Here is a 25,088-nt window from a genome sequence, read left to right as displayed (position 1 = left end):
TTCATGACTTTTTGCGGAGAACGCTCATGCCAAAGCACGCCGTCTTTACCATGAAACTCGAAACTGAACTGCGGGATCAGTTCATGGCGGAAGCACAAGCCTGCCACCGTCCGGCCTCGCAGATCATTCGCGAAATGATGCGCGATTTCGTCCAGAAGCAGCACGAATCCCGGGAGTACGAGGCATTTTTGCAGCAGAAAATTAAGCTCGCCCGAGCCTCGGTGGAAGCTCAACGCGGGCACAGCCATGAAGACATAGAAGCCGAGTTCGCTGCCAGACGCGCCAAGGCATCGAGGCTCGAATGAACATCGCCTGGGTTCCAGAAGCCGTGAAGGACCGCTCGGACATCTGGGATTACCTGTACGCCCTCAACCCAAGGGCGGCCGTTGAGATGGACAGGCGCTTTAGCGACTGCGTCGAACACCTGATCCTCAATCCACATATCGGATCTGTGGGGCTGGTGGTCGGAACCCGCGAGCTGATTCCCCACCCCAGCTATCGCTTGGTCTATCAGATCGACCAAGACAGGATCTGGATACTGACCCTGGTACACACTTCTCGCCAATGGCCACCGCTGAGCTAGCCCCCTCGCCCCCTGCGCAACAGCACATCCAACTGATCCACCACCTCCGCCCAGTCCGCATCGTCGAGCAGTTCCGTGCGCAGGAAATCCGCCTGGCTCTTGCTCCAGAAGAACGCATCCGCCAGGTGCAACTCCGGTTTCAGCGGGGAATGGGTAGCGATGAATCGATCGATGCTCACCGGGTCATCGGCCAGCCCCAGTTGCTTGAACAGCGCCGGCAGATTGTGGGTCGGTGATTCCATGGTCTGACTCCTGATCAGTGAGACACTTCGCAAACCTGGGCGTGGGGCACCATTTTCAGGTACTCAGCCATGCTCATGTGCACCAGGTTGTGGTGATTGCCGGCCTCCAGATAGATGTCTTTCTGCCGGGTCAGGCAGGGGTCGATGACGACATCCAGGCCGTAGGATTCGCCAAGAGCCGGCACCGCACCGCGCTCGCAGTCGTTGAACAGATGGGCCAGGGTGCTTTCCCGGGTGATCTGCCATTCACCGCTGCCGCGGACCTTGCTCAAATCCAGATGACGGCTGGCGGGCAATACCGCCATCAGGTAGTGACCGTGGTGATCGTCGAGAATCACCGACTTGGCCAGCCGCTGCGCGGGAACCCCCGCCACACGTGCGGTCTCCAGGCTGCTGGCCGAGTGAGGGTGAGTTATCAGGTCAAATTCGCAATGCGCCAGCTCCAGGCTGCGTTGCACGGTTCTTGCCATACGCATGATGCACCTCGGTGCCCCGAAACCGGTTCGAGGCGGCAGGTTGACGTTCCCTCAAATGAGTCTAGGTCGGGCCAGGGTTGCCGCACCGCGCAACTTCCGAACGGCATTCAACGCACTCAGCGCGAGCTGCATAGCGCTGCCACAGAGGCGCACATGACAAACAGTCGGGCCCGGGTGCTGCCTGCGGCGAACTCGGTGACTGTGTGCCAGCCGGCCGGCAAGGGCGCGAACTCCTCGGGTTGATCGTCGGTACCCACCAGCCAGACCCGACCGCTGCCCACCGGCAACGAGCCCAGTTGATCCAGGTAGACCTCATCCGGTTGGTCGATCAGGGTGCCGAAACCATAGGCGTTCGGCCTGCCGGAGGCGCCCCCTGACAACGGCGGCGTGTACAGCAACGGCTGAGCATCGGTGCGGTTGTAGTAGACGTAGCTCAAGTACCAGAGCATGTCGCTGATGACGATGCGGTCGCCCGGGGCGTAGTGGGTGTTGACGTAATCCACCATCACGCTGATCTGGTCGTTGACGTCGACATCGGTGTTGTTTCGCAGCCCCTGGGCTTCGATCCCCACGAAGACCAGCAACAGGGCCAGGGCCAGCAGTCGCGCGGTGCGCAGCCAGCGGTCGATGACCATTGCCACGATCAACGGCAGGCCCAGGGCATAGGCCGTCAGGTAGCGTTCGATGAACACCGGGGAAATGAACGACACCGCAAACACCAGCAACAGCGGCACCAGGGTAAAACTGACCAGCAGCCCACCCAGCCGGGGCCGCGAGCCGTCACGCCACGCGGGCACCAGGCAGACCAGCAGCATCAGCAGCGGCAACCCCACGAACAGCGGCCAGGGCAGGCTATCGCCTTCGTCCTGGAGCAACAGCTGCCAGACCATGGCCGGCAGGGACGACCAGGTCACCGCAGGTTCCCAGCCCACATCGCCACCGACCTTCAACTCGTCCAGGTGCCGCAGCAGCTCCAGCAGCTCGGGAACCCAGGGCAGGTACAACAGCACCACCAGGGCATTGGCCAGCCACCAGACCGGCCGACCAAGCAACCGCCGACCGTCCTCGCCCCGGGCGCCCGATAGCGCCAGGTACAGCCAATGGGCCAGAACACAGAGCACCGTGAAGTAATGGGTGTAGAACGCCAGCGCCAACAACAGGCTGTAGATCAGCAGGTAGCGCCGGCGCCGAGGCTGGCGTACCCAGTACGCCAGGGCCAGGCTTGCCCCCAGCAGCAACATGCCCAGCAGGGCATACATGCGCACTTCCTGGCTGTAGCGCACGGCGGTGGGCAGCAACGCCAGGAGCACCCCGGCGAGAATCGCCGCTCGTCGGCCTGCCAGCAGCGCCACCAGCCAGACACCCAACCCCACCGTGACAATCCCCGGCACGGCGCTGAACATTCGCACCGACAAAATGCCGTCGCCAAACAGTGCGATCCAGCCATGCAGCAGCATGAAATACAGCGGCGGGTGGACATCGCGAGCGGCATGCCGCCAGATCTCTATCAGGGAATACTGGCTGAGCAACAGACTGGAACCCTCGTCGCCCCAGATGGCAGCCGCCGTCAGGTCATAGAAGCGGATGCCGGCGGCCAGCAGCAAGATCGGCAGCAACCCGTATTCCAGCACCCGCCGGGCCAGCCGCTGCAGCCCAGCGCCCTGCTGCATCATCGTCTGCGGCGACAAACGCCCGACCAGATCCGGCGCTTTGCGAAATTCCATTCCCAGCTCCCCTCACCCGCAAGACGTGGCTGCAATGACCGGCACAGCATCTTCTTTTGCCTGGAAAACCGCAAAGCCCAGACAGGCCCGACAGCCGTTGCAAAACATCGGAATCTTCGCTGGCTGCATAGGTGTGCCTCCTGGCCTTCTGTATGATTCGCCCATCTTCAAGGTGCTCCCTCGCGGCTTTGCGAATTAAGGACAATTCATGCGTATCGGTCTTCTTCCATCATTGACCCTGGCCCTGGGCACCTTATTTGCCGCCCTGGCCCAGGCCAGCTCGGACGACATCTGCTCACCGACCTGGAAGCTCTATGCCAACCAGTTGGACAGTTGCAGCAACCTGCCCTTTCTCAGCCCGGGCAACGACAGCCGGGTCAACCTGCGGCTGCTGCTGGCCGACCAGGGCAGCCTGCCCCTGACGCCCCGGCCCCTGATTCAGGATGAACTAGGCATGGGCTACGGTCCCGTGCCCTTCATGCACTATCGCCTGCACCCGGCGCAGCCCGAGCTCGACCCCGCCACTGGCAACCCACCCAAACCCGGCCCCTCGCCCGCCACCGAGCAGCTCGACAGCCTGCTGCAGGCCGTGGGCCTGCGTCGCGCCAACCAGAAAACCGCCGGCGACGGCTTTCTCTCCGGAGAAGGCAGCCGCTGTCGCAGCAACTCGGACGCCAGTGCCCTGGCGTTTGTCGAGCAGCTCAACCAGGCGCAGCTGAGCCCGGAAGAACGCCAGGCCCTGGCCGAGGCCCGGGTGCAACTGCTGGCCAGCTGCGACTGGAACGCCAGCGAAATGAGCAAGCTGCTGCCGGGCAACCTGAACTCGGCGGCGGCCAAGGCGTTCGCCCGCTACCTGCAGGCCGCCGCCGACTTCTACAGCGGCCGCTTCAGCGAAGCCGGCAACGGTTTTGCCGCGCTCAAGGACAATCCCCAGCCCTGGCTGGCCGAAAGCGCGGCCTACATGAGCCCGCGCACCCTGCTCAACCTGGCCCAGCAGAACGCCTTCGATGAATGGAGCATGGTCAATCTGGAGCATGTGGACAAACCCGTCCTGCAACAGGCCGGCGCCGGTTTCGAGGACTACCTGAAGACTTATCCACAGGGCCGTTACGCCGTATCTGCCAAAGGCCTGATCCGCCGTGTGCACTGGCTGAAGGGCGACACCCAGGCCCTGGCCGATGACTACGCCGAGCAACTGACCCAGGCTCCCGGCACCCCGCGCAACATGCCTCTGGAAGACCTGGTGGAAGAAGTCGACTACAAACTGCTGAGCCTGCCCGAAGACAACTTCGAGGCTCCGCTGCTGCTGGCGGTCAAGGACCTGATGCGCATGCGCGACGCGCCATCGGCGCCTCTGACCCGGGACGCCCTGCAACAGCAGAAGGCCCTGTTCGCCAGCCAGCCGGCGCTGTTCGACTACCTCCAGGCCGCTTTCAGCCTGTATGTCGAACAGCAACCGGCGGCGGCGCTCAAACAATTGCCCAGCCAACTGCCATCGCAACTGGACTACCTGAGCTTCAGCCAGCAGACCCTGCGCGGCCTGGCCCTGCAGGCCCAACAGGACTGGAAAGGCGCCGAGGCGCTGTGGCTGCAACTGCTGCCCCTGGCCCAGCAACCGCTGCAACGCGAACAGCTGGAACTGGCCCTGGCCTACACCTACGAGCGCAGCGGGCAACTGGCCAAGGTGTTCGCCGCCGACTCGCCGATCAAGACCGCCCAGGTGCGCGCCATTCTCCTGCGCCAGGTGGCCTCGCCCAAACTGCTGCGCCAGCAGGCCCAACAGGCCGACTCACCAGCGGAGCGCAACGCCGCGCGCTTTATCCTGCTGTACAAGGACCTGACCCGCGGCCAGTACGCGGCCTTCGGCAAAGACTACGAGCAACTGCCGCCCAGCCTGCCCGACGATAGCCTTGGCGCCAGCCTGGGCTACATCTACCTCGATACGCCTCCACTGCGCAACTTCCACTGGAATGGTCCCCAGCCTGAAGAGCAACAGCCGGACTACCGTTGCCCGAGCCTGGTGGAGACTGCCGCGCTCCTTGAGCGTGACCCGAAAGCGCCGGCCGGGCTGCTCTGCCTCGGCGAGTTCATGCGCCTGAACAACTTCGATCAGATGCCCCTGGACACGCCACCGAACGCCCAGTCCCTGGGCGGCACCCAGGACACCTTCCCCGGCAAGCCGTTCTCGCGACTCGACGGCTATCAAGTGGTAATCAACAACCCCAAGGCCAGCCGTGACGAACGCGCCTACGCCCTGTACCGGGCCATCTACTGCTACGCATCCTCCGGCAACAACCGTTGTGGCGGCGCCGGCGTCGAGCCGGCCGTGCGCAAGGCCTGGTTCCGCCAGCTCAAGGGCAAGTTGGGGGACACCCAATGGGGCCAGTCGCTGCGTTACTACTGGTGAATCCAAAACGCCTGGCCGGCTGCCTGCTGTCACTGTGCCTGTACTGGGCAGCACCAGCAGGCGCCACCGTAGACGCGGCGCAATACGACGCCTTCTGGCTGTGGAGCGGAGTCAAGACCCAGCCAGTGCTGGCCCAGGCCAAGACCCTGTACATCCTCCAGGGGCAGATCAGTCGCTCGCGGCGCCATCCCGGACGCGGTGTCGAGCTCATCGCCCAGGGCCTGCCGGTGTCGCAGCTGCCCCAGGAACAGGTCTGGGTGGTCTACCGCGCCCACACCCTGGCCTGGCCGGAGTCGCTGTATCGCCAGTTGCTTGGCCAGGTGCAGCGCTGGCAAGCCACGGGCACGCCGGTGATGGGCATCCAGATCGATTTCGACAGCAGCACCCGCGACCTCGAACGCTATGCGAGCTTCCTGCGCGACCTGCGCCAGCGCCTGCCGGCGCACTACCGCCTGAGCATCACCGGCCTGATGGACTGGGGCAGCAACGCCGACCCGCAAGCCATCAGCCAGCTCAAGGGCGTGGTGGACGAAGTGGTGGTGCAGACCTACCAGGGCCGCCGCAGCATCCCCAACTACGCCAGCTACCTGCCGCGCCTGGACCGCATGGGCCTGCCCTACAAGGTTGGCCTGATCCAGGGCGGTGACTGGCAGGAGCCCCAGGCGCTGCGCGATAGCCCCTGGTTCAGGGGCTATGTGGTGTTTTTGCAGAATCCTTGAGAGCAAGGCGGTCTGGCGGACACCTTTGCTGGCAAGCCTGCGCCGGCAAAAGCCAAAAGCGCACAACGCTCCAGCTCATCAGCCTGATGGACCCTTACCAGTCATAGGTCAAACTCGACACCATGGTCCGCCCCTCACCGTAGTAGCAGTCCCAGATGCTGGTGCACTTGGCGACGTAGGTCTTGTCGGTGAGGTTCTTCACGTTCAGCGCCAGCTTCACGCCCTTCCATTGCAGCGGCGATTTTTCCAGGTCGTAGCTCAGGCTGGCGTCGTACACGGTGTAGGACGGGATCTGGAAGGCGCCGTCGTAATCGGTGCCATAGCTGCCCTTGACGTAGCGGGTGCCGACGCCTGCGCCCAGGCCCGCCAGCGGCGTGTCGCCAAGGATCGTGTAGTTGAGCCACAGCGAGGCGGTCAGCGGCGGCATGCCGGCCGGGTGACGCCCTTCGCGCCCGTCGTTGTCCTTGGTGTACTTGACGTCGTTGCGTGACGCCGAGGCAATCACGTCCAGCGATTCGCTGAGGCTGGCCTTGGCTTCCAGCTCGATGCCACGGGAACGCACCGCGCCACTCTGGATGCTGAACCCGGGGTTGGCCAGGTCGGAGGTCAGGATGTTCTCCTGATCCAGCTGGTAGGCCGACACCTGGACGAAACTCTCCTGGCCCGGCGGCTGGTATTTCATCCCCACTTCGTACTGCTTGCCGCTGGACGGCTCGAAAGCGCTGCCCCCGACGCTGGTGCCACTCAAGGGCAGGAAGGATTCCGAATAGCTGACAAAGGGCGCCAGGCCATTGTCGAACAGGTACACCAGCCCGCCGCGCCCGGTGAAGGACTGGCTCTTGGCGTTGGTATGACCACCGTTGAGCGGCGTCTTGTTATCGGTTTCCGCCCAGTCGTTGCGACCGCCCAGCACCAGCACCCACTTCTCGTACTTGATCTGGTCCTGCACATACAGGCCGGTCTGGATGATGGTGTTGTCCCACTGGTAAGGATTGCCGAAATTCAGCGACTGGCCGTAAGTGGGGGTGAACATGTCGAGGATCGGCGGGTTGTAGTCGTACTTGCCATGAAACTTGGAGTTGGAGTGGTAGTAGTCCAGTCCCATCACCAAGGTATGGCTGAAGGGCCCGGTGTCGAACTCGGCCTGGGCGATGCTATCCACGCCGTAAACCTTGTTGTGCTGCTTCCAGTCCACCCCGTAGCGGGTCATGTAGCGCTGGTCGTTGAGGCCGGTCTTGGGATTGCTGACGAACTTGTAGCCGTGCAGCGGCGCGCGGTAGCGGTCATCGACGTCGGCGTAGCGGGCGTTCTGCTTCAGGGTCCAGACATCGTTCAGGCGATGGGAGAACTCGTAGCCGAGGACGAACTGGTCGCGGTCGTAGGCATTGACCCCGGGCTCGCCGAGGAACAGGTCGCGGTCGATCTTGCCATTGGGGTTGGCGAACACCGTGCCCACGCTGGGCAGGCCCTGGGCCTCGGGTACGTCATTGTCCTTCTGATACTGGGCGAACAGCGTCAGCTGGGTGTCGTCATCGGGCCGCCAGGTCAGGCTCGGGGCGATGAACTGGCGCTGACGCTGGACGTAATCGACGGCGTCCTGGCTGTCGCTGGCCAGCCCGGTCAGGCGATAGAGGAACTGCCCCTGCTCATCCAGCGGGCCGCCCAGGTCCAGGGCGACGCTCTTGTGGTCATAGCTGCCGGCTTCCAGTACCAGCTGATGCAAGGGGGTTTCGGTGGGCCGCTTGCTGACCATGTTGACGATGCCGCCCGGCTGGTTCTGCCCGTAGAGCACCGAGGCCGGGCCCTTGAGCACTTCGATGCGCTCCAGGGCATAGGGCTCGATCTGCAGGGCACCGCCGGTACTGCCGCCGCCGTAGGGCAAATGCAGGCCATCGAGGTACATCGGCGTCGGGGAAAAACCGCGGGAGGTGGGTTCGTCGAAAATCTTCACCCGGTCGGAAAAGCCACCGCCGGTCATGCCCGGGGTATAGAGCAGCGCTTCGGTCACGCTTTGGGCGCCGCGGGCCTTGATTTCCTTGGCGCCGATCACGTTGATGGTCTGCGGAATCTCCACCAGCGCCGAGTCGGTCTTGCTCCCGGTGGCGCTGCGCTTGGCGACGATTCCCGGCACCGCGCCCCAGGCATCCTCGGTCATCTGCGTGGCGCCGATCCGGGTCGGCGCCAGCTGCAGCGCGCCGTTCTCGGCCAAAGGTTGCAGGCCCCAGCTGGCCCCGGTCTGCACCGCCTGCAAACCACTGCCAGCGAGCAACGTCTGCAGGCCCTGTGCGACCTCGTAACGCCCTTGTAGACCGGCACTGTGCTTGCCGGCCGTCATGCTCGCATCCACCGACAGGAGAATCCCCGCGGCACTGGCGAAACGATTCAGGACCTGGTCGAGATTGCCGGCGGCAATCTGGTAGTCCCGCGCCTGGCTCTGGCTGCCGCTGTCGGCCTGGGCCAGGCCCGGCAACACCGGGGCCATGGCCAGCAGCGCGACAAAGGCGCGGCGGCGGGCAGCGGTGCCCAGGGTCAAAATGGATGCTGTGGTCTGGTAAGGCATTCCTGAACTCCCCATGAGAATGCGTCTTGATCGGCTTTCATGGGGTATCCCGGACAGCTCGGCAGAATCGACAATCGCGCAGAAGAATTATTTGCAATCAGTCCCGCGGCTTGAGGGTCACCCAGTAGCGGGTCACCGCGTGCGCCCGCACCGGCAACGAACGTTCCAGGGCCGCGAGAACCGCATCGCTGTCCGCCAGGGGGAAGACTCCGGTGAGCAACAGGCCGGCCACCTGCTCGTCACAACGCAACAACCCCGGGCGATAGCGCGCCAGCTCGGTGACGAACTGCCCCAGGGGCTGGCGTTCGGCAATCAGCCGGCCCTGGCTCCAGCTGCTGGCATTGACCTCGGCCACTTGCCGCGCCGAAACCCGCCCGGCGCTGAACCACAGGCGCTCGCCGGCCTTGAGTTGCAGGGCCGGGGCATGCCGGGGACTGACCCGCAGCGCACCTTCGTAGAGATCGACCCGGGTGCCGCCGTCCAGCTCGCGCACGGCAAAGCGCGTGCCCAGGGCCTGGATATCTCCGGCGGCGGTTTCGACGATCAGCGGCCGCGAGGCATCATGCCCGCTGGTGAGCAGGAGCTCGCCCTGGATCAGACGGATGCGCCGCTCACTGGCACTGAACAGCAGGTCGACGGCGCTGGCGCTGTTGAGGTCCAGGCGACTGCCGTCGCTCAGGGTCAGGTGGCGAATTTCTCCGGTGGCCGTACGCTGCCCGGCAAAGGCCGCCCGCCAAGGCTGACTGTCCTGGACCAGGTAACCGCTGCCCCCGGCCACCAACAGCAAGCCCAACAGTTTCAGCGCCGCACGTCGTTGCGGGTCCGGGGCCTGCGCCAGCAGCACATGGGCACTGTGCTCCGGCACCCCGCCCAGGGTTTGTTGCAGTTGCTGCAAGCGCTGCCAGGCCCGCTGGTGTTCGGAGTCGGCCTGTTGCCAGGCCACGAACGCCTCGCGCTGCTGCGCATCGAGCTCACCACCCCAATGCAGCATCAGCCATTCACTGGCCTGCTCGACGATGGCGGGAGCAATGGGTGCCTGATGCGCCTTCATTCTTCGTAAAGCACCTGATAGCAAGCCTGGATCGCACGGATCATGTACTTCTGCACCGAGCTGACGGAAACCTCCAGGCGCTCGGCAATCTGGGCATAACCCAGCCCTTCGAACTGCGACATGACAAAGGCCTGGCGCACCTTGTCCGGCATGCGATCGAGCATGGCGTCGATCTGCATCAGGGTTTCGAGGATCAGTGCGCGGCTTTCCAGGGAAGGCGTCTGGGGTTCCGGCAGGTGGGCGATGCTTTCCAGGTAGGCGCGCTCGATGCGCAACCGGCGCCACTGGTCGATCACCAGATTGCGCGCGATCTGCGCCAGGTAACTGCGGCTTTCCTGGTGCCCGGGAAAGCGCCCCGACAGCAACAGGCGCAGGAAAGTGTCCTGCGCCACGTCCGCCGCATGCTCGCGATCGCCCAGGCGCTTGCGCAACCAGCTCTGCAGCCAACCGTGATGATCTCGATACAGACGATGGAGCTGGGCGTTACCGTCAGTGGTTGCTTCCATGAATGAAACTGCACACATGATTGAGAGCAATTATCATTACACTTTTTTCTCAATCCAGGCAAAAAGGCTTTCAGTGCCCCTGACTGGCGGCGTGCAGCGGATACACCGACTCCCAGCCTCCCCCCAGCGCCTTGTACAAACCGACCATGGACAGGGACACCCCCGCTGAGCTTTCCACCAGTTGCTCCTGGGTGGCCAGCAAGGCGCCCTGCACGGTCAGGACGTTGACGAAATCCACCACTCCTTCGACGTATTGCTGCTGCGCGGTACGCAAGGCGATCTGATTTTGCCGCACCGCTTCGGCCAGGCTGTCGCGGCGCAGCTGGCTGGCGTTGTAGCGGGTCAACTGGTCGTCGATTTCGTGCCAGGCCCGCAGCACGGTCTGCTGATAGGCCAGGGCCGCTTCCTGCTGCTGGGCCTCGCGCAACTGGAGCATGCCGCGCAAACGACCCCCGTCGAACAGCGGCAGGCTGAACTGCGGGCCGATGCCGAACTGGCGGGAGCTCCAGGAACCAAAATCTGCCAATTGCAGGGCCTGGGAACCGAAGTTGCCGGACAAGGTAATGCGCGGATAGAAATCCCCCTTGGCCACGCCGATGCTGGCCGTCGCGGCATGCAGCCGTGCCTCGGCCTGGCGGATATCGGGGCGGCGTTCGGCCAACTGCGACGGCAGGCCGATGGCCACTTGGCTCGGGGGTTGGGGCACCGGCGCGTCACTGGCCAACACCTGGTGCAGGGCCTGGGGCGGCTCGCCCAGCAGCAGGCTCAGGGCGTTGATCAACTGCGCCTGACGCTGCTGCAACTCCGGCAGCCGGGCCTCGATGGTCGCGACCTGGGCCGCCGCTTCGGCCACATCCAGGTCAGTGGCCACGCCATCGGCCAGCCGCAGTTGCGAGAGTTTCAGACTGCGCCGGGCAACCTCGAGGTTCTGCTCGGTAACGGCTCGGGTGCTCTGCACGCCACGCAGTTGGATGTAGTCCTGAGCGACCTCCGCCAGCACCGACAGCAGCACCCCGCGCCGGTCGTTCTCCGCCACTTCCAGGGTCGCGTCGGCGGCCTCGGTCTCGCGCCGGACCCGGCCCCACAAATCCAGCTCCCAGGCGGCGGAAAAACCCGCTTCCCAGAGATTGAAGGCTGACTTGCCGTTGTTCCCCGAGGGGTCGCTCAAGCCTTCGCCACTGTTGCGCTTGCGCCCGTAGCCGCCATTGGCCGCCGTGCTCGGGTAGCGCTCGGCGGTGATCACCTGGCGCGCCGCCCGGCTCTGCTGCAAGCGACTGCTGGCCAGTTGCAAGTCGAGGTTGTCGCTCAGGGCGCAGCGACTCAGGGCCGACAGTTGTGGATCGTTGAACACCTCCCACCAGCGCTCCTGCATGGCACTGTCCACCGCCTGGCTGGCGGCGGCCTGTACAGGGGCCGACCAGGCCTGGACCTGAGTCGCCTGGGGCCGCTGGAAATCCGGACCGACGCTGCAGGCCCCCAACGCCAGCAGGCTCAGCACCAGCAATGCAGGGCGCCACGAAAGGTGCCTTGGCAACGAACTCTCTTGGATCTGCCGCTCGATACTCATCGCTGGGTCACCTCGCGGGCACGGGTGGTGGAGCTGTGGGTGTCCACGCTGGCTTCCACCGACATGCCGACCCGCAGGCGCTCGGCCATGGGCTGGTTGGGGTCCAGGAGAATCTTCACCGGAATGCGCTGCACCACCTTGGTGAAGTTGCCGGTGGCGTTGTCCGGCTTGACTGCGGCGAAGGTCACGCCGGTGGCCGGGGCCAGACTCTCGACGCGGCCATGCAGGGTTTCGCCGCCCAGGCTGTCGACCCGGACTTCGACCGCCTGCCCGGCGTGCATGGCGGTGAGCTGGGTTTCCTGGAAGTTGGCCAGCACATAGGCCTGCTGCAAGGGCACCACGGCGAGGATCTTGCTGCCGGGAGTGACATAGGCGCCAACCCGTACCGCGCGCTCGCCGACCATGCCGTCCACCGGGGCGACGATGCGCGTGTAGGACAGCTCGTAGCTGGCCATTTCCAGGGCTGCCTGGGCCCGCTTCAGGCTGCCTTCGGCGGCGTCGCGCTGGGCGGTGAGGATTTCCACCTGCTTGCGTTCCGCCGCCAGGGCCGCGGTGGCGGTGGCCACGCGGGCACTGGCCTGGTCGATGCGGGTCCTGGCTTGCTGGGCGTTCTGCACCGTACCGGCGCCGACCCCGGCCAGGTGGTTGTAGCGGTTCAGCTCATGCTCGGCAAAGGCACGCTCGGCCTGGGCCGCGCTCAAGGCCGCCTGGGCCTGGGCAATCACCGAACTCTGCCGGTCCAGGGTGGCCCGGGCGTTCTGCAACTGGGCCTGGGCCACCAGGGTTTCGGCATCCGCCGCCTGGGCCGCGGCCCGCAGGTCACGGTCATCGATCAGCGCCAGCAGTTGCCCGGCCTTGACCTGCTGGTTGTCCTCCACCAGCACTTCCTTGATGAACCCGGCCACCCGCGGCGCCACCAGGGTGTAGTCGGCGGCGATGAAAGCATCGTTGGTGCTCTGCTCGCTGGAGCGGCCGAACAGGCCCGGCATCACCAGGTAGGCCAGTACGCCAAGGGCCGCTACCGTCGCCACGGCGACGGCGATTTTGTCTTTGCTCTGGATCGTCATAAAAACCTTCTCGTTCAAGTGGGCGCCCGCGGTGGATAGATCCGCGTCGGCAGCCAGAAAATCAGCAGGATCAGCGCAGCGGCCACCCCTGCCATGCAGAAATACAGATCGGCGGAGGTCAGCACCAAGGCTTGCTGGTGCAGGCGCTGGGCCAGCCCGGGCACCCGGTCGTCCACCAGGGGCGAATTGCCCAGGCTGTCCACCAGCATCGTCGAGTGGAAATGCAAACGGTGGGTGGTGAGCACATCCAGCACCCCGGTGGCGATCACCGCCGCCAGGCCTTTCACGGTGTTGAACCAGGCCGAAGCGAAGGGCCCCTCCACCGGCGTGATGCTGCCGGTGGACAGCATCAACAACGGCAGCACCGCCATCGGCTGGCCGAAGATCTGCAGCAGTTGCAGCCCATAGAAATCGTCACGAATCCAGGCCGAGGTCAGGTGCGTGCCCCCCAGGCAAGACAGCACCAGCATGCCCAGGCCGATCCCCAGCACCCAGCGGCAGTCGACCCAGCGCAGGTTGCACAGGGCCGCCACCAGGGGCAGAGCCAGCAGTTGCGGCAAGGCCATCACCAGCATCACCGGTGCGGTCTGCAACGGTCGATAGCCCTGGACCTGAGCCAGGTAGGCCGACGGGATGATGATCACTGCGGTCAATACCACCAGCACCCCGGCCAGGGTCAGCAGGGCGAAGGACAGGTTGCGGATGCCGAGCATCTGCAGCTTGAAGAAGGGAATCGGCTGCGACCATTCGTTGATCATGAACAGCACCAGCAACACCAGCCCGCCGACCAGCAGCACACTGATCAGCGGCGACTCGAACCAGTCCAGGCGATTGCCCTGAAGGATGCCGATCACCAGCATGCAGATCGCCGGGAAGCCCAACAGCAGCCCACGCCAGTTGAACTGCTTGCAACGCTCCAGACGCAACGGGTCCTGAGGCAGGCCGTAAGCCACCGCCGCCATGGCCAGCAGACAGGGCGCCACCACCTGCCAGAAGGCCCAGCGCCAGCCCACGTACTCGGTCCACAGTGCCGCCAGGGGCGTGCCCAGGCTGGGGCCGAAGGTGGCGGTCAGGGCATAGCCGGCCAAGCCGTAGAGCTTGACGTTGGCCGGCAGGAAGCGCAGGGCCACGGTCATCAGCATCGGCGGCAGCGCGCCTCCGGCCAGGCCTTGCAGAGTGCGCAGCAGCAACAGGCTCTGGTAGTTGGGGGCGAAGGGGCACAGCACCGCCAGCAGGGTGAACAGCGCAATGGCGCAGAGGGTGAAACGCCGCAGGGAAAAGGTCACCGAGCACCAGGGCGCGAAAGCCATGGCCGCCACCGAGGTGGCGGAGTAGCACGCCACCAGCCAGGTGCCTTCGTCGAATCCGATGAACAACGCGCCGCGGATATCCGCCAGGGCGATCTTGGTCACCATGTCGTTGAGACCGGAAACCAGCACCACCAGCAGCACACCCACCAGGCCGATGATGATTCGCGGTCCGAAGACCGGTGGGGCAATGGCTGCCGGCTTGCTGGCGGCTTCAACCGAAGCGGGCGCAGCGACAGCGAGAGAACTCATGGAAATACTGCTCCAGACAAGAAAACCAGAGCAGTTTATGAACAGCCAGCACTGACGAAAACTGACTTATCGACACTTTATAAGTGCACCAAACGCAACAATTAACCCTATTGACCGTAGGAACTGGCTTGCCAGCGAAGGGGCCATCAAGACCGCTTTCGCCGGCAAGCCGGCTCCTACGAAGAGGCCGGCTGGGCTTCTTGCCAGGTGGCCTGGCAGGAGCTGCGCAGGGTTTCGCGGAACCATTTGTGCGCCGGGTCCTTGTCGTAGCGCGGGTGCCAGGCCTGGGTCAGGACCAGGGTCGGCAGGGAAATCGGCAGGACAAAGGAGCGCAGACGCAGGCCCAGGCGCGAGACGCTGAGCAATGTTTCCTGGGGTACCGGCAGGATCAGGTCCGAATCCGGCAGCATGAACATGGCGGCGTGAAAGCCCGGGGCAATCAGCGGCACTCGACGCTCCAGGCCCAGCTCCGCCAGCGCCGTATCGATCGGCCCACGGGCAATGCCTCGACGCGACATGCTGATATGGGGAAACGCGGCAAAACGCTCGGCGGTGATGTCTTCGTCCAACAATGGATGGCCTTCACGCACCAGGCCGACAAAGGCCGTGGTGAACAGGTTCTGCACCTTCACTTCCGGGGTCAGGGGCCGGGTGTTGCTGATCCGCAGGTCGATGCGCCCCTCCCGCAGGGCCTCGTCATCGCCATCGCCTTCCGGCACGAAGCGCAGCTCGCACAAAGGCGCCTGACGCTCCAGGGTGTCGATGAGGCGACCGCCATAGACACCGACGAAAAAGTCGTTGGCGCGTACATTGAAGCGCCGCCGCAACGACAACAGGTCGACCTGGTCCGCCGAGCGAAACAGCAGCGCCGCCTGCTCCACCAGATCACGCACCTGGCTGCGCAGCTCCAGGGCCTTGGGGGTGGGCACCAGGCCACGCCCGGCACGCACCAGCACCGGGTCGCCCAGGGCTTCGCGAATCCGCGTCAGGGTCCGGCTCATCGCCGCTGGGCTGAGGTTCATGCGTCGTGCGGCGCCGACTACGCTGCCCTCGTCCAGCAGGGCATCGAGGGCGACCAGAAGGTTCATATCCGGGAGTTGCATGCTGAGCACTCATGACTGATCAGGGATGATCCAGACGCAATGCTAGCAGGCTTGGCGCCGAGGAAAATGAGAGAGATCAATCCTTACCCACGAACCCACTGCCCGCGTAGCAGCCGGCTTGCCGGCGAATGGGCCTTCAAACCTTGCATCGCCCTGAGGACGCCTTCGCTGGCAAGCCAGCTCCTACAGTCGAGGGGTCTGGCGGACGAGGTAGCTCAGCGTTGCATGCCCCAACGTTTCACCGTGATGCGCTCCAGGGTGTCGAAGATCAGGTTCTCCACCAACAGGCCGATGAGGATCACCACCGCCAGCCCGGCAAAGACCTTGTCGGTGTACAGCTCGTTGCGGTTCTGGAAGATGTACCAGCCCAGGCCGCCCTTGCCGCTGGTAGCGCCAAACACCAACTCAGCAGCGATCAGGGTGCGCCAGGCGAAGGCCCAGCCGATCTTCAGCCCGGCCAGGATCGACGGCAGCGCCGCCGGGATCAGGATGAACAGCACCAGGCGCAGGCCCTTGAGGCCGTAGTTGCGCCCGGCCATGCGCAGGGTTTCCGAGACGCCGAGAAACCCGGCGTAAGTGTTCAGGGCCAGGGCCCAGAGCACCGAATGCACCAGCACGAAAATCAGGCTGTTCTGTCCCAGGCCGAACCACAGCAGCGCCAGGGGCAGCAGGGCAATGGCCGGCAACGGGTTGAACATCGAGGTCAAGGTACTCAGCAGGTCACGGCCAAACTGGGTCGAGACCGCCAGGGTGGTCAGGGCGAACGCCAGGACGATACCGATCAGGTAGCCCTTGAGCAGCACCACCAGGGAAATGCCCACCTTGCCCAGCAATTCGCCGCTGAGCAGGCCCTGGTAAAGAGCGCTGGCGGTCTGCACAAAGCTGGGCAGCAGCAGGTCATTGTTCTGGTAGCGGGCCACGGCTTCCCACAGCAGCGCCAAAAGGATCAGGATCAGGCCCTTGCGCAGCCAGCCCTGTTGCCAGAGTCGCTGGCCCAGGGGCAGCTCTCGTTCCAGCGGGACTTGCAGCAAGGGTTGCAGGACAACTTCGTATTCTTCGCGCACGGGGGATGACTGGCTCATCGGGCGTTCCTCGTTCAACGGTGGCCTGACGGCTCAATAGGCGATACGGATATCGGCGAAATCCAGCTCGGTTTCGGTGTCAGGCCCCTGGCCTTCATCGAACAGCAAGCGATGAATACGCTGCGCCGTCTGCTGGAAAGCCACGCCGCCCAGGCTTTGCAGGTCGTACTGGTGGCTGTGGACTTCCGCCCGCACCCGCCCCGGATGCGGCGACAGCAAAAGGATGCGATTGCCCACCACCAGCGCCTCCTCGATGGAGTGAGTGACGAACAGCAAGGTGAAGCGCACTTCCTCCCAGAGCAGCAGCAACTCCTCCTGCATCTTGCGCCGGGTCAGTGCGTCGAGGGCCGCGAAGGGCTCGTCCATCAGCAGGATCTTCGGCTGCATGGCCAAGGCCCGGGCAATCGCCACCCGAGCCTTCATGCCACCGGACAAGGTGTGTGGATAGGCATCGGCGAAAGCCGCCAGGCCGACCTTGGCCAGATAGTGCAGGGCGCGCTCTTCGGCCTCGCGGCGGCCGAGGGCTTTCGACGCCAGCAGGGGAAACATCACGTTCTGCTTCACGGTTTTCCAGGGCGGCAGCTGGTCGAACTCCTGGAACACCACGATGCGATCCGGCCCAGGCTGACTGACTCGCCGCCCCTGCAGGCGAATCTCGCCCTCGCAAGGCTGGATGAACCCGGCCACCGCCTTGAGCAGGGTCGACTTGCCGCAGCCCGAAGGCCCCAGCAGGACAAAACGATCGGCTGGATCAACCTCGAAACTCACCCGGTGGGTGGCCCGCACCACGCGCTGCGGGGTGCGGTATTCCAGGCTGACTTGATCCACCGCCAACAGCGTCTCGGCGATGGCGGTGAGGTTGCTGGCCGTGTGGCCTGGCAAGGGGGCGTTCATGGCCATCAGCTCCCTTGCAGCGGTTTGGCGTCCTGGAAGAAGTAGTCCTTCCACGACTGCGGCTTGTTCTTGATGGCGCCGACCCGGTGCAGGAACTCCGCCAGCGGGTAGGTGTTTTTCGGCGTCACGCTGAATTCGAACTGCGGGTTGTCGATGATCTTCAGCAGCGCAGCGCGGTCGATCTTGGCCTTGGTCACACGGATGTAAGTGTCGGCGGCCGCGCCCTTGTCGTTCTGGGCGAACTCGGCAGCTTCAGCCAGGGCTTCGACGAAGGCCTTGTAGGTCTTGGGGTTGTCGTTGCGGAATTTTTCAGTGGCGAACAGCACCGTTGGCGAGTTCGGGCCCAGCAGGTCGTAGGTGTTGAGCACCACGTGGACATTGGGGTTCTCCAGGGCCTGATCCTGGAACGGCGGGTTGGAGAAGTGCCCGGTCAGCTCGGTGCCGCCGGCAATCAGCGCGGCGGTGGCGTCCGGGTGCGGCACGGCGATGGTGTACTTATCCAGGCGATTGAATTCCTGGTCGCCCCATTGCTTGGCCGCGGCGTATTGCAGGAAGCGCGACTGCACCGAGACGCCCACCGCCGGCACCGCGATGCGGTCCTTCTCGGTGAAGTCGGCGATGGTCTTGACCTGGGGATTGTTGCTCACCAGGTAGTAGGGGAAGTTGCCCAGGGACGCCACGGCCTTGACGTTCTGCCGGCCGTGGGTGCGGTCCCAGATGGTCAACAGCGGGCCGACGCCGGCTCCGGCAATGTCGATGGAGCCCGACAGCAACGCGTCGTTGACCGCTGCGCCGCCGGACAGCTGGGTCCAGTCGACCTTGATGTCGATGCCCTCTTGCTTGCCGTGCTTTTCGATCAGGTTCTGGTCACGCACTACGTTGAGCAGCAAATAGACGATGCCGAACTGTTCGGCGATGCGGATCTCGCCTTCGGCATGGGCCGCCGTAGGGGCGACCAGGCTGCCGGCCAGCAGACTGAAACCCAGGCCGATGGCCGTGGCCAGTTTGCCGAGGCGGGGAATGAAGGGAATGGATAAGGACATGATGATTCTCCTGCCGTGCCTGGCGATCAGTAAGGGGCGTCGCCCTGGATGGTGGTGCGATACAGCTTGCGGCGCAGATGGCTCGGGCAACCGGCGGCCAGGTGGATCAGCGAGCGGTTGTCCCAGAACACCAGATCGTGGGGCTGCCATTGATGGCGGTAGATGTTTTCCGGCAGCACGCTGTGGGCGTACAGCTCGGCCAGCAATTGGGCGCTTTCGTCTTCCGGCAGGCCGACGATGCGGGTGGTGAAACCTTCACTGACGAACAGCGCCTTGCGGCCGCTTTCCGGGTGGGTGCGGACGATGGGGTGCACCACCTCGGCGACCTGGGCCAGTTGCTCCGGGGTCAGGGTCGGGCGCCAGTTGCCCTCGAACTTGGTCTCGCTGTAGCGCGCCGTGTAGGAGTGGGCGGCGCTGCGGCCCTGCACCGCCTTGCGCAGGGCCTCGGGCAGGGTGTCCCAGGCTTTGTGCATGTCGGCGAACAGGGTGTCGCCACCTTCGGCCGGCAATTCCTGGGCGTGCAGCATCGAGCCCAGGCTCGGCAGTTCCTTGTAGGACAGGTCCGAGTGCCAGAACTTGCCGGCATCCCCCAGGCCAATGGACTGGCCGTTCTCGATGATGTTGGAAACGATGAGGATTTCCGGGTGCCCGGACAGCAGGAACTGCTTGAGCACATGGATCTGCAGCACGCCGAAGCGGCGGCTGAAGGCGATCTGTTGTTGGGGGCTGATGCGCTGGTCGCGAAACACCACCACGTGGTGATCCAGATGGACGCGGTGGATGCGGGCGAAGTCCTGGTCATTGACCGGCCGGGACAGGTCCAGGCCGATAATCTCGGCGCCCACGGCGCCGCTGAAGGGACGGATTTCGAAGGCTTGTGCAGCGATAGGCGCGGCACTGGCTGATGCAGACATGACTTAAAACTCCCGCGCAGGCGCGCCCAGGGCGCGCGCGTCGATCAGAAACTCACGGAGATCCCGTGTGGGTTCATTTCGTGCGGCGCGCCGATTGGTCGGCAGGTACGCAGGGAGTCGACTTTATAGATATAAGAAAGTGAATTTAAATACCGTTAGCGAATAACGATATATTGATTCGAGCGGCGCGATACCTGGGGCCTCTGCGCTGTCGACGGCTCGATGAGACGAACTGTAGGAGCCGGCTTGCCGGCGAAGGCGCTCTCACGGGCCCCTTGGCTGGCAGCCAGCCCCTACAAGGCTGGCAAGGTCGTTTTTTTCACGGATCAGCGCTCGTGCAGGGCTTCAGCGCGGGCGCGGATGATCGGCTTGAGCAGGTAGCTGAGGATGCTCTTCTTGCCGGTGATGATGTCCACCGAGGCGACCATCCCAGGGATGATCAGCAGCGGTTTTTCATCGGTGCCCAGGTGGCTGCGGTCGGTGCGCAGCTTGATCATGTAATAGGTGGTTTTCTTGTCTTCGTCGGTGATGGTGTCGGCACCGATCTGCTCCAGGCGGGCCTTGAGGCCGCCGTAGATGGTGTAGTCATAGGCGCTGAACTTGACGATCGCTTCCTGCCCCGGGTGCAGGAACGCGATGTCCTGGGGACGGATCTTGGCTTCCACCAACAGGGTGTCGTCCAGGGGCACGATCTCCACCATGTCGCTGCCCGGCTGGATCACGCCACCGATGGTGTTGACCATCAGTTGCTTGACGATACCGCGCACCGGCGAGGTGACCAGGGTCCGGCTGACCCGGTCCTCCAGGGCCTTGCCGGTGGCGCTGGCCTTGTTCAGTTCGGTGCGCGCCTCGTTGAGCTGGGTCAGGGCCTCGCTGCGGAACTTGCCGCGGGTTTCATCGATCTTGCGCTGCACTTCCTTGATCGCCGATTCGGCACGGGGAATCGCCAGGGTGGTGGCGTCCAGCTGGCCGCGGGTTTCCACTTCGGCACGCTTGAGCCGCAGCACTTCCACCGGTGATACCGCGCCTTGGGCCACCAAAGGCTCGGACATGGCAATTTCCTGGCGTTGCAAGCCCAGCTGCTGACGGTACTGAGCCTGCTTGGAGGTGAACTCGCGCAGCTCCTGTTGCTTCTGGATCAGCTGTTCCTGGAGGCCGCCGATTTCGTCATGCAGTTGCTGGCGACGACTTTCATAGAGGGACTTTTCGCTGGCGGCCTGGCCGGGGACTTCCTTGAGCACGTCCTCGGGGAAATTCAGCGCCCGGTCATCGACCTCGGCGCTCAGGCGCTCGACCCGCAGCAACATGGACAGGCGCACAGTCTCGGTCTCACCGACGTTGGACTGGAAGCGCGTGTCATCCAGGCGGATCAGCGGCGCTCCGGCCTCCACCACCTGGCCTTCCTTGACGTACAACTCGGAGACAATGCCGCCTTCCAGGTTCTGGATCTTCTGCACCTTGGACGACGGAATGGCCTTGCCCTCGCCCTTGGTCACTTCGTCGATGACCGCGAAGTTGGCCCACAGCACCAGGAACAGGAAGAACGCGATGATGCCCCAGATGGTCAGGCGAATGACCCGAGGCGCATCTTCGATCAGGGCCTTGTTGACCTCAGGCAGCGGCTGCCCCTGAAGAGAATCGGTGCCTTTGAAATAGCGGCGGATCGAGTCCTTGAATCCCGACTTAAGCAACACTGATCTGCCCCTTCTTCAACGCTTCCATCACCACCGCTTTCGGGCCATCGGCCAGGATCTGTCCACGGTCCACCACCAACAACCGATCCACCAGCGACAACAGCGACGCCCGGTGAGTAACCAGGACCACGGTCTTGTTCTGCACCACTGACTCCAGGCGCTGCTTCAGGCGTTCTTCACCGGTGTTGTCCATGGCGCTGGTGGGCTCGTCGAGCAACAGGATCTGCGGGTTGAGCAACAGGGCACGGGCCAGGGCGACGTTCTGACGCTGGCCACCGGACAGGTTCTGTCCACGCTCGCCCACCTGCAATTCATAGCCTTGCGGGTGCAGCCGGGCAAATTCGTGAACCCCCGCCAGTTCGGCGGCTTGCAGCACCAGCTCGTCTTCAACGTAGCGGGCACCGGAGGTCAGGTTGTCCCGCAGGGTGCCGGCCAGCAACTGGATGTCCTGAGGCACGTAGCCAATGTTATGGCGCAACTCGCTGACATCGATCTGGCGGATGTCCACGCCGTCCACCAGCAAGGCACCGGAATCGGGCTGGTAAAGCCCTACCAGCAGCTTGGCCAGGGAGCTTTTGCCCGAGCCGCTGCGGCCGATGATGCCGACCTTCTCGCCTGGCTTGATCACCAGATTGATGTTCTTCAGCGCCGGGTTCTGCTGCCCCGGGTAGGTGAAATTCAACAGCCGGCATTCGATGGCGCCCTGCAGCACGCTGCGGCTCAGGGGACGCTCGTCGAAATTGCGCTCCTGGGGCAGCTCCATCATCTGGTCCACCGAGGTCATGGTGACGCGGGCCTGCTGGTAGCGGGTCAGCAAGCCGGACAGCGAAGCCAGCGGGCTCAGGGCCCGGCCGCTGAGCATGTAGCAAGCGATCAGCCCGCCCATGCTGAGGTTGCCGTCGATGATCTGGTACACGCCGAAGATGATCATGATCACCCCGGCCAGTTGCTGGATCAGCAAGGTGATGTTCATCGCCAGGCTGGAGAGCATCTTCACCCGCAGTTCCAGGCGGCTGAGGGTGCCAATGGTCTGCTCCCATTGATACTGACGCTCGCTTTCGGCGTTGTTGACCTTGACCGCGTCCAGCCCGGCCAGGGTTTCGATCAGGCTCGACTGACGCTCGGCACCCAGGGCCATGGTTTTCTCCATGGTCGCCACCAGGGGCTTCTGCAAGGCGTAGCCGATACCCAGGGCGATGGGGAACGCCAGCACCGGAATCCACACCAGGTGCCCGCCCAAGATGGCGATCACCAGGAAAATCAGCAGGGTGAACGGCAGGTCAATGAGGCTGGTGAGGGTCAGGGACGCGAGAAAATCCCGCAGGCTCTGAAACTCATGGATGTTCTGGGCGAAGCTGCCGACCCGAGCCGGGCGGTACTTCATGGCCATGCCGACGATGCGCTCGAACAGCGTGGCGGAAATGATCAGGTCGGTCTTTTTCCCCGCCAGGTCCAGGCACAGGCTGCGCAGACTCTTGAGGATCAGGTCGAAAATGTAGGCGCCCATGATGCCAATGGACAGCACCCACAGGGTCGAGGTGGTCTGGTTGGGGACTACCCGGTCGTAGACATTCATCACGAACAGCGGCGCGGCCATGGCGATGATGTTGATCAGCAGGCTCGCGGCGATGGCGTCGGCATACAACCAGCGCGAACGCTTGAGGGTGTCGCGGAACCAGGAGCGGGCCCGGGGAATCAGCGATCCGTGATTGACGTCGAACTTGTGCTGGGGCTGGGCAAAGAACACCTGGCCGCTGTAGTCGTCGGCCAGTAGCTGGCGATTGACGCAGACTTCACCGCCGTCGCTTTCGCTGAGCAGCAGCCGTGCCTGGTCCTCACCCTGCCAGCCCAGAAGCACGGCGCTGCGGCCGTCCTTGAGCAATAGCAGGGCGGGCATCGCGATGGTCGGAATCTGCTCGAGCTTGCGACGCAAAACGCGCCCCTGCAGCCCGGCCCGGGCCGCCGCACGGGGCAGCAGCTCGGCGCTCAAGCGCTGTGACGGCAATGGCAGCCCCGTGGTCAGCATGGCCGCACTGGCGGGCTTCTGATGCAGGAAGCAAAGGGTCAGCAGCCCATCCAGCAAGGGGTCGTCATGCATGCCGCGCGGATCATGACTGAGTTGCACACGACTGACTTCTGGTTCCACGCTGGACACTCTTGGCTGGCAATAGGATGAAAGTAGCTCAATTCATCCCAGGCAGCTGGACCTTGGGCTTCGCATCGTTCTGCACGACCGAAGCCATAGGTGCGACCACTCCCTGGCTCTTGAGCAACTCGCCCATGGTCGCCTTGATTCGATACTGAGTAAATAACTGAATGTTCTGGATCTCGGCCAAACGCCGGGAGGCGGTGAACAGTTCGTTTTCGCTGTCGAGCAAGTCCAGCAGGGTACGTTCGCCCAGACTGAACTGCTTCTGGTAGGCGGTGCGCACCGCCATGCTGCGATCAACATATTGCTGGGCGATCGGCACCTGGGCATTGGCATTGTTCAAGGCGTTCCAGGCCAGGCCCAGTTCTTCGTTCAGTACCCGCAGGGCGTTGTTGCGGATATCCAGCGCCTGGTTGGACTGGTAGGCCTTGGACTCCAGATCGGCCTTGTTGCTGCCGCCGGCGAACAGGTTGAAGCGCATGCGCAGCATGGCCTGCCATTCATTGTTGTGGCCGTTCTGACCGTCGAGGTCGTTGTCGGCGGTGCGTCCCAGCTCAGCATCGAAACGTGGGTAGAACGCCGATTTGGCGGCGTCGTACTGCTTCTCGGCAGCGACAATGTCGGACTCGGCGGAGCGCAGGATCGGGCTGTTTTCCAGCATCTGACGGCGGGCCTCATCGAGGTTGGCCGGCAGCATCGCCATAAAACTGGCAGGGCGTTCCAGTTGATCCGGCATCTGCCCTACCGCACTCAGGTAGTTGGTCTGGGCGTCGGCCAGGTTGGTCTGCTCGGTGATCAGGTTGTTGCGGGCCTGGGCCATGCGCGCTTCGGCCTGGTCAAGGTCGGCGCCACTGCCCACGCCACGCTGGGTGCGCAGTTTGATCTGGTCGTAGATGCGTTCGTGATTACGCAGATTGTCTTCTGCCAGTTGCACGAATTGACGACGGGTCAACACATCCAGGTACACCTGGGCCACGGTCAGCGCGGTGCGCTCGGAAGTACCCAGCAGGGAATAAGCCCGAGAGTTGACGGTGGCTTGTTGACGCCCCACTTCGCTGGACGTGGCAAAACCGTCAAAAACCATCTGTTGGAGACGTAAACTTGACTCGCTACGGTTCAGGGTTTCCCAGTGATTGCTGCCAGTACCCGCACGAGTACTAGGGTTATCGGTCCCTTCGCGACCGTAGCCAGCGAGCATATCGACACGCGGCAAATAGCCACCCTTGGCGGCTTTAAGTTGATAGTCGGCGGCTAGACGGCTGTTTACCCCGGCTTGAATTTCCGGGTGCACATCCAGTGCTTTCTGCATGGCTTCGGGGAGTGTTTGTGCCTGCACGAAACTGGCAGCTAAGGCGAACGGCAGGGCCTTGAACAGGTGAAAACGCATGGTAAGAATTTCCCTCGGACAGCATGTCCAGAAACACGTCATAACGTGGTGCCACATCGAATGATTGCAACCACAACGACCGTCCGTCGGAAAGTTCAAACTAAGAACTGGTTCACATACTTCAAGTCAGGTTACTGCACGAATATCAATGTGACATTAATTCGGCGATTGTTTAGGATGGCACCCAGAAGGTCAATAGTTTGGCATAAAGTTAATCCCGAAAAAATCTAGCCAAAATATTGACGGCTATACTGTCAAATACCCGTTCCCAATTACACAGCAATGTACCTCCAGACTGAGTTGCGGCCCGCGCCCAAGCCGGTACATGGATGTCAACTGAGCGGTACACCGGAGAGTCCCC

Annotated in this window: 21 protein-coding genes; 4 read left to right on the top strand and 17 right to left on the bottom strand. The window is 63.7% G+C overall.

Translation table 11 applies throughout. The annotated features are described in order from the left end of the window. The first annotated feature begins 26 nt into the window (after nucleotides 1-26). Together KHO49_RS01860 and KHO49_RS01855 are read left to right on the top strand one after the other, a co-directional pair. Complete coding sequence (locus KHO49_RS01860; protein ID WP_102882675.1) at nucleotides 27-305, top strand: antitoxin of toxin-antitoxin stability system; 279 nt, start codon at nucleotides 27-29, stop codon at nucleotides 303-305. Beyond that, a complete protein-coding gene (locus KHO49_RS01855; RefSeq protein WP_102882674.1) occupies nucleotides 302-583 on the top strand; it encodes a type II toxin-antitoxin system RelE/ParE family toxin in 282 nt (93 codons plus the stop codon). The genes KHO49_RS01860 and KHO49_RS01855 overlap by 4 nt, the downstream gene beginning before the upstream one ends. On the opposite strand, the gene KHO49_RS01850 is transcribed toward KHO49_RS01855, so the two are convergent. The 3 genes from KHO49_RS01850 to KHO49_RS01840 form a co-directional block, all read right to left on the bottom strand. Continuing rightward, entirely contained in the window at nucleotides 580-825 is a 246-nt protein-coding gene (locus KHO49_RS01850) for a DUF2789 domain-containing protein (protein ID WP_102882673.1), read from the bottom strand. The two genes, KHO49_RS01855 and KHO49_RS01850, sit on opposite strands and share 4 nt — an antisense overlap. A 14-nt stretch (nucleotides 826-839) precedes the next feature. Then, nucleotides 840-1,301, bottom strand: a complete 462-nt coding sequence (locus KHO49_RS01845) for an aminoacyl-tRNA deacylase (RefSeq protein WP_102882672.1) — start codon at nucleotides 1,299-1,301, stop codon at nucleotides 840-842. A 116-nt stretch (nucleotides 1,302-1,417) separates the two neighbouring features. Further along, nucleotides 1,418-3,025, bottom strand: coding sequence for a glycosyltransferase family 39 protein (locus KHO49_RS01840; RefSeq protein WP_213664525.1), 1,608 nt, complete (start codon nucleotides 3,023-3,025; stop codon nucleotides 1,418-1,420). A 208-nt stretch (nucleotides 3,026-3,233) separates the two neighbouring features. Between KHO49_RS01840 and KHO49_RS01835 the strand changes: the two genes are divergently transcribed. Beyond that, nucleotides 3,234-5,432, top strand: coding sequence for a PA5441 family protein (locus tag KHO49_RS01835; RefSeq protein ID WP_213664524.1), 2,199 nt, complete (start codon nucleotides 3,234-3,236; stop codon nucleotides 5,430-5,432). Next, the gene (locus KHO49_RS01830; RefSeq protein WP_110597168.1) at nucleotides 5,402-6,151 is read left to right on the top strand and encodes a DUF3142 domain-containing protein; all 750 of its coding nucleotides are present in this window, start codon (nucleotides 5,402-5,404) and stop codon (nucleotides 6,149-6,151) included. Before KHO49_RS01835 ends, KHO49_RS01830 begins: the two co-directional genes overlap by 31 nt. A gap of 94 nt (nucleotides 6,152-6,245) precedes the next feature. On the opposite strand, the gene KHO49_RS01825 is transcribed toward KHO49_RS01830, so the two are convergent. The 14 genes from KHO49_RS01825 to KHO49_RS01760 form a co-directional block, all read right to left on the bottom strand. Further along, on the bottom strand, nucleotides 6,246-8,711 hold the full coding sequence (locus KHO49_RS01825) for a TonB-dependent siderophore receptor (protein ID WP_213664523.1): 2,466 nt from the start codon (nucleotides 8,709-8,711) through the stop codon (nucleotides 6,246-6,248). A gap of 97 nt (nucleotides 8,712-8,808) precedes the next feature. Then, entirely contained in the window at nucleotides 8,809-9,762 is a 954-nt protein-coding gene (locus KHO49_RS01820; protein WP_110597170.1) for a FecR domain-containing protein, read from the bottom strand. Continuing rightward, nucleotides 9,759-10,268: a sigma-70 family RNA polymerase sigma factor gene (locus tag KHO49_RS01815; protein WP_102882666.1), complete on the bottom strand. Its 510-nt coding sequence runs from the start codon at nucleotides 10,266-10,268 to the stop codon at nucleotides 9,759-9,761. The genes KHO49_RS01820 and KHO49_RS01815 overlap by 4 nt, the downstream gene beginning before the upstream one ends. A gap of 70 nt (nucleotides 10,269-10,338) precedes the next feature. Then, nucleotides 10,339-11,835 carry an efflux transporter outer membrane subunit gene (locus tag KHO49_RS01810; RefSeq protein ID WP_249735455.1) on the bottom strand — a complete coding sequence of 499 codons (1,497 nt, stop codon included), beginning with the start codon at nucleotides 11,833-11,835 and terminating at the stop codon, nucleotides 10,339-10,341. After that, the gene (locus KHO49_RS01805; protein WP_110651270.1) at nucleotides 11,832-12,902 is read right to left on the bottom strand and encodes an HlyD family secretion protein; all 1,071 of its coding nucleotides are present in this window, start codon (nucleotides 12,900-12,902) and stop codon (nucleotides 11,832-11,834) included. The genes KHO49_RS01810 and KHO49_RS01805 overlap by 4 nt, the downstream gene beginning before the upstream one ends. Before the next feature lie 14 nt (nucleotides 12,903-12,916). Continuing rightward, entirely contained in the window at nucleotides 12,917-14,461 is a 1,545-nt protein-coding gene (locus KHO49_RS01800; RefSeq protein WP_110651272.1) for an MFS transporter, read from the bottom strand. A gap of 176 nt (nucleotides 14,462-14,637) precedes the next feature. Beyond that, nucleotides 14,638-15,564: a LysR family transcriptional regulator gene (locus tag KHO49_RS01795; protein WP_110651274.1), complete on the bottom strand. Its 927-nt coding sequence runs from the start codon at nucleotides 15,562-15,564 to the stop codon at nucleotides 14,638-14,640. 215 nt (nucleotides 15,565-15,779) lie between these two features. Continuing rightward, nucleotides 15,780-16,646 (bottom strand): ABC transporter permease, encoded by an 867-nt coding sequence (locus KHO49_RS01790; RefSeq protein WP_060836922.1) that lies wholly within the window; start codon nucleotides 16,644-16,646, stop codon nucleotides 15,780-15,782. A 33-nt stretch (nucleotides 16,647-16,679) separates the two neighbouring features. After that, nucleotides 16,680-17,540, bottom strand: coding sequence for an ABC transporter ATP-binding protein (locus tag KHO49_RS01785; protein WP_213664522.1), 861 nt, complete (start codon nucleotides 17,538-17,540; stop codon nucleotides 16,680-16,682). 5 nt (nucleotides 17,541-17,545) lie between these two features. Then, complete coding sequence (locus tag KHO49_RS01780; RefSeq protein WP_249735453.1) at nucleotides 17,546-18,583, bottom strand: ABC transporter substrate-binding protein; 1,038 nt, start codon at nucleotides 18,581-18,583, stop codon at nucleotides 17,546-17,548. 26 nt (nucleotides 18,584-18,609) lie between these two features. Further along, the gene (locus tag KHO49_RS01775; protein WP_213664521.1) at nucleotides 18,610-19,497 is read right to left on the bottom strand and encodes a TauD/TfdA dioxygenase family protein; all 888 of its coding nucleotides are present in this window, start codon (nucleotides 19,495-19,497) and stop codon (nucleotides 18,610-18,612) included. Nucleotides 19,498-19,823: 326 nt separating this feature from the next. Further along, entirely contained in the window at nucleotides 19,824-21,191 is a 1,368-nt protein-coding gene (locus tag KHO49_RS01770; RefSeq protein ID WP_102862544.1) for an HlyD family type I secretion periplasmic adaptor subunit, read from the bottom strand. After that, the gene (locus KHO49_RS01765) at nucleotides 21,181-23,337 is read right to left on the bottom strand and encodes a type I secretion system permease/ATPase (RefSeq protein ID WP_102882663.1); all 2,157 of its coding nucleotides are present in this window, start codon (nucleotides 23,335-23,337) and stop codon (nucleotides 21,181-21,183) included. The genes KHO49_RS01770 and KHO49_RS01765 overlap by 11 nt, the downstream gene beginning before the upstream one ends. A 37-nt stretch (nucleotides 23,338-23,374) precedes the next feature. After that, nucleotides 23,375-24,727, bottom strand: coding sequence for a TolC family outer membrane protein (locus KHO49_RS01760; RefSeq protein ID WP_102882662.1), 1,353 nt, complete (start codon nucleotides 24,725-24,727; stop codon nucleotides 23,375-23,377). Nucleotides 24,728-25,088 lie beyond the last annotated feature (361 nt).

The organism is Pseudomonas sp. RC4D1, assembly GCF_018390395.1.
Lineage (GTDB): Bacteria > Pseudomonadota > Gammaproteobacteria > Pseudomonadales > Pseudomonadaceae > Aquipseudomonas > Aquipseudomonas danubii.
The sequence above is the reverse complement of the archived record's forward strand: the minus strand, read 5'-3'. Positions and strand labels throughout refer to the sequence as shown.

What these genes read in the sequence shown, in the direction of transcription:
- KHO49_RS01795 (WP_110651274.1), bottom strand. Translation starts at nt 15,564, where the DNA reads ATGCAACTCCCGGATATGAACCTTCTGGTCGCCCTCGATGCCCTGCTG.
- KHO49_RS01850 (WP_102882673.1), bottom strand. Translation starts at nt 825, where the DNA reads ATGGAATCACCGACCCACAATCTGCCGGCGCTGTTCAAGCAACTGGGG.
- KHO49_RS01830 (WP_110597168.1), top strand. Translation starts at nt 5,402, where the DNA reads ATGGGGCCAGTCGCTGCGTTACTACTGGTGAATCCAAAACGCCTGGCC.
- KHO49_RS01760 (WP_102882662.1), bottom strand. Translation starts at nt 24,727, where the DNA reads ATGCGTTTTCACCTGTTCAAGGCCCTGCCGTTCGCCTTAGCTGCCAGT.
- KHO49_RS01775 (WP_213664521.1), bottom strand. Translation starts at nt 19,497, where the DNA reads ATGTCTGCATCAGCCAGTGCCGCGCCTATCGCTGCACAAGCCTTCGAA.
- KHO49_RS01790 (WP_060836922.1), bottom strand. Translation starts at nt 16,646, where the DNA reads ATGAGCCAGTCATCCCCCGTGCGCGAAGAATACGAAGTTGTCCTGCAA.
- KHO49_RS01840 (WP_213664525.1), bottom strand. Translation starts at nt 3,025, where the DNA reads ATGGAATTTCGCAAAGCGCCGGATCTGGTCGGGCGTTTGTCGCCGCAG.
- KHO49_RS01855 (WP_102882674.1), top strand. Translation starts at nt 302, where the DNA reads ATGAACATCGCCTGGGTTCCAGAAGCCGTGAAGGACCGCTCGGACATC.
- KHO49_RS01820 (WP_110597170.1), bottom strand. Translation starts at nt 9,762, where the DNA reads ATGAAGGCGCATCAGGCACCCATTGCTCCCGCCATCGTCGAGCAGGCC.
- KHO49_RS01835 (WP_213664524.1), top strand. Translation starts at nt 3,234, where the DNA reads ATGCGTATCGGTCTTCTTCCATCATTGACCCTGGCCCTGGGCACCTTA.
- KHO49_RS01810 (WP_249735455.1), bottom strand. Translation starts at nt 11,835, where the DNA reads ATGAGTATCGAGCGGCAGATCCAAGAGAGTTCGTTGCCAAGGCACCTT.
- KHO49_RS01800 (WP_110651272.1), bottom strand. Translation starts at nt 14,461, where the DNA reads ATGAGTTCTCTCGCTGTCGCTGCGCCCGCTTCGGTTGAAGCCGCCAGC.
- KHO49_RS01805 (WP_110651270.1), bottom strand. Translation starts at nt 12,902, where the DNA reads ATGACGATCCAGAGCAAAGACAAAATCGCCGTCGCCGTGGCGACGGTA.
- KHO49_RS01780 (WP_249735453.1), bottom strand. Translation starts at nt 18,583, where the DNA reads ATGTCCTTATCCATTCCCTTCATTCCCCGCCTCGGCAAACTGGCCACG.
- KHO49_RS01825 (WP_213664523.1), bottom strand. Translation starts at nt 8,711, where the DNA reads ATGCCTTACCAGACCACAGCATCCATTTTGACCCTGGGCACCGCTGCC.
- KHO49_RS01860 (WP_102882675.1), top strand. Translation starts at nt 27, where the DNA reads ATGCCAAAGCACGCCGTCTTTACCATGAAACTCGAAACTGAACTGCGG.
- KHO49_RS01845 (WP_102882672.1), bottom strand. Translation starts at nt 1,301, where the DNA reads ATGCGTATGGCAAGAACCGTGCAACGCAGCCTGGAGCTGGCGCATTGC.
- KHO49_RS01815 (WP_102882666.1), bottom strand. Translation starts at nt 10,268, where the DNA reads ATGGAAGCAACCACTGACGGTAACGCCCAGCTCCATCGTCTGTATCGA.
- KHO49_RS01785 (WP_213664522.1), bottom strand. Translation starts at nt 17,540, where the DNA reads ATGAACGCCCCCTTGCCAGGCCACACGGCCAGCAACCTCACCGCCATC.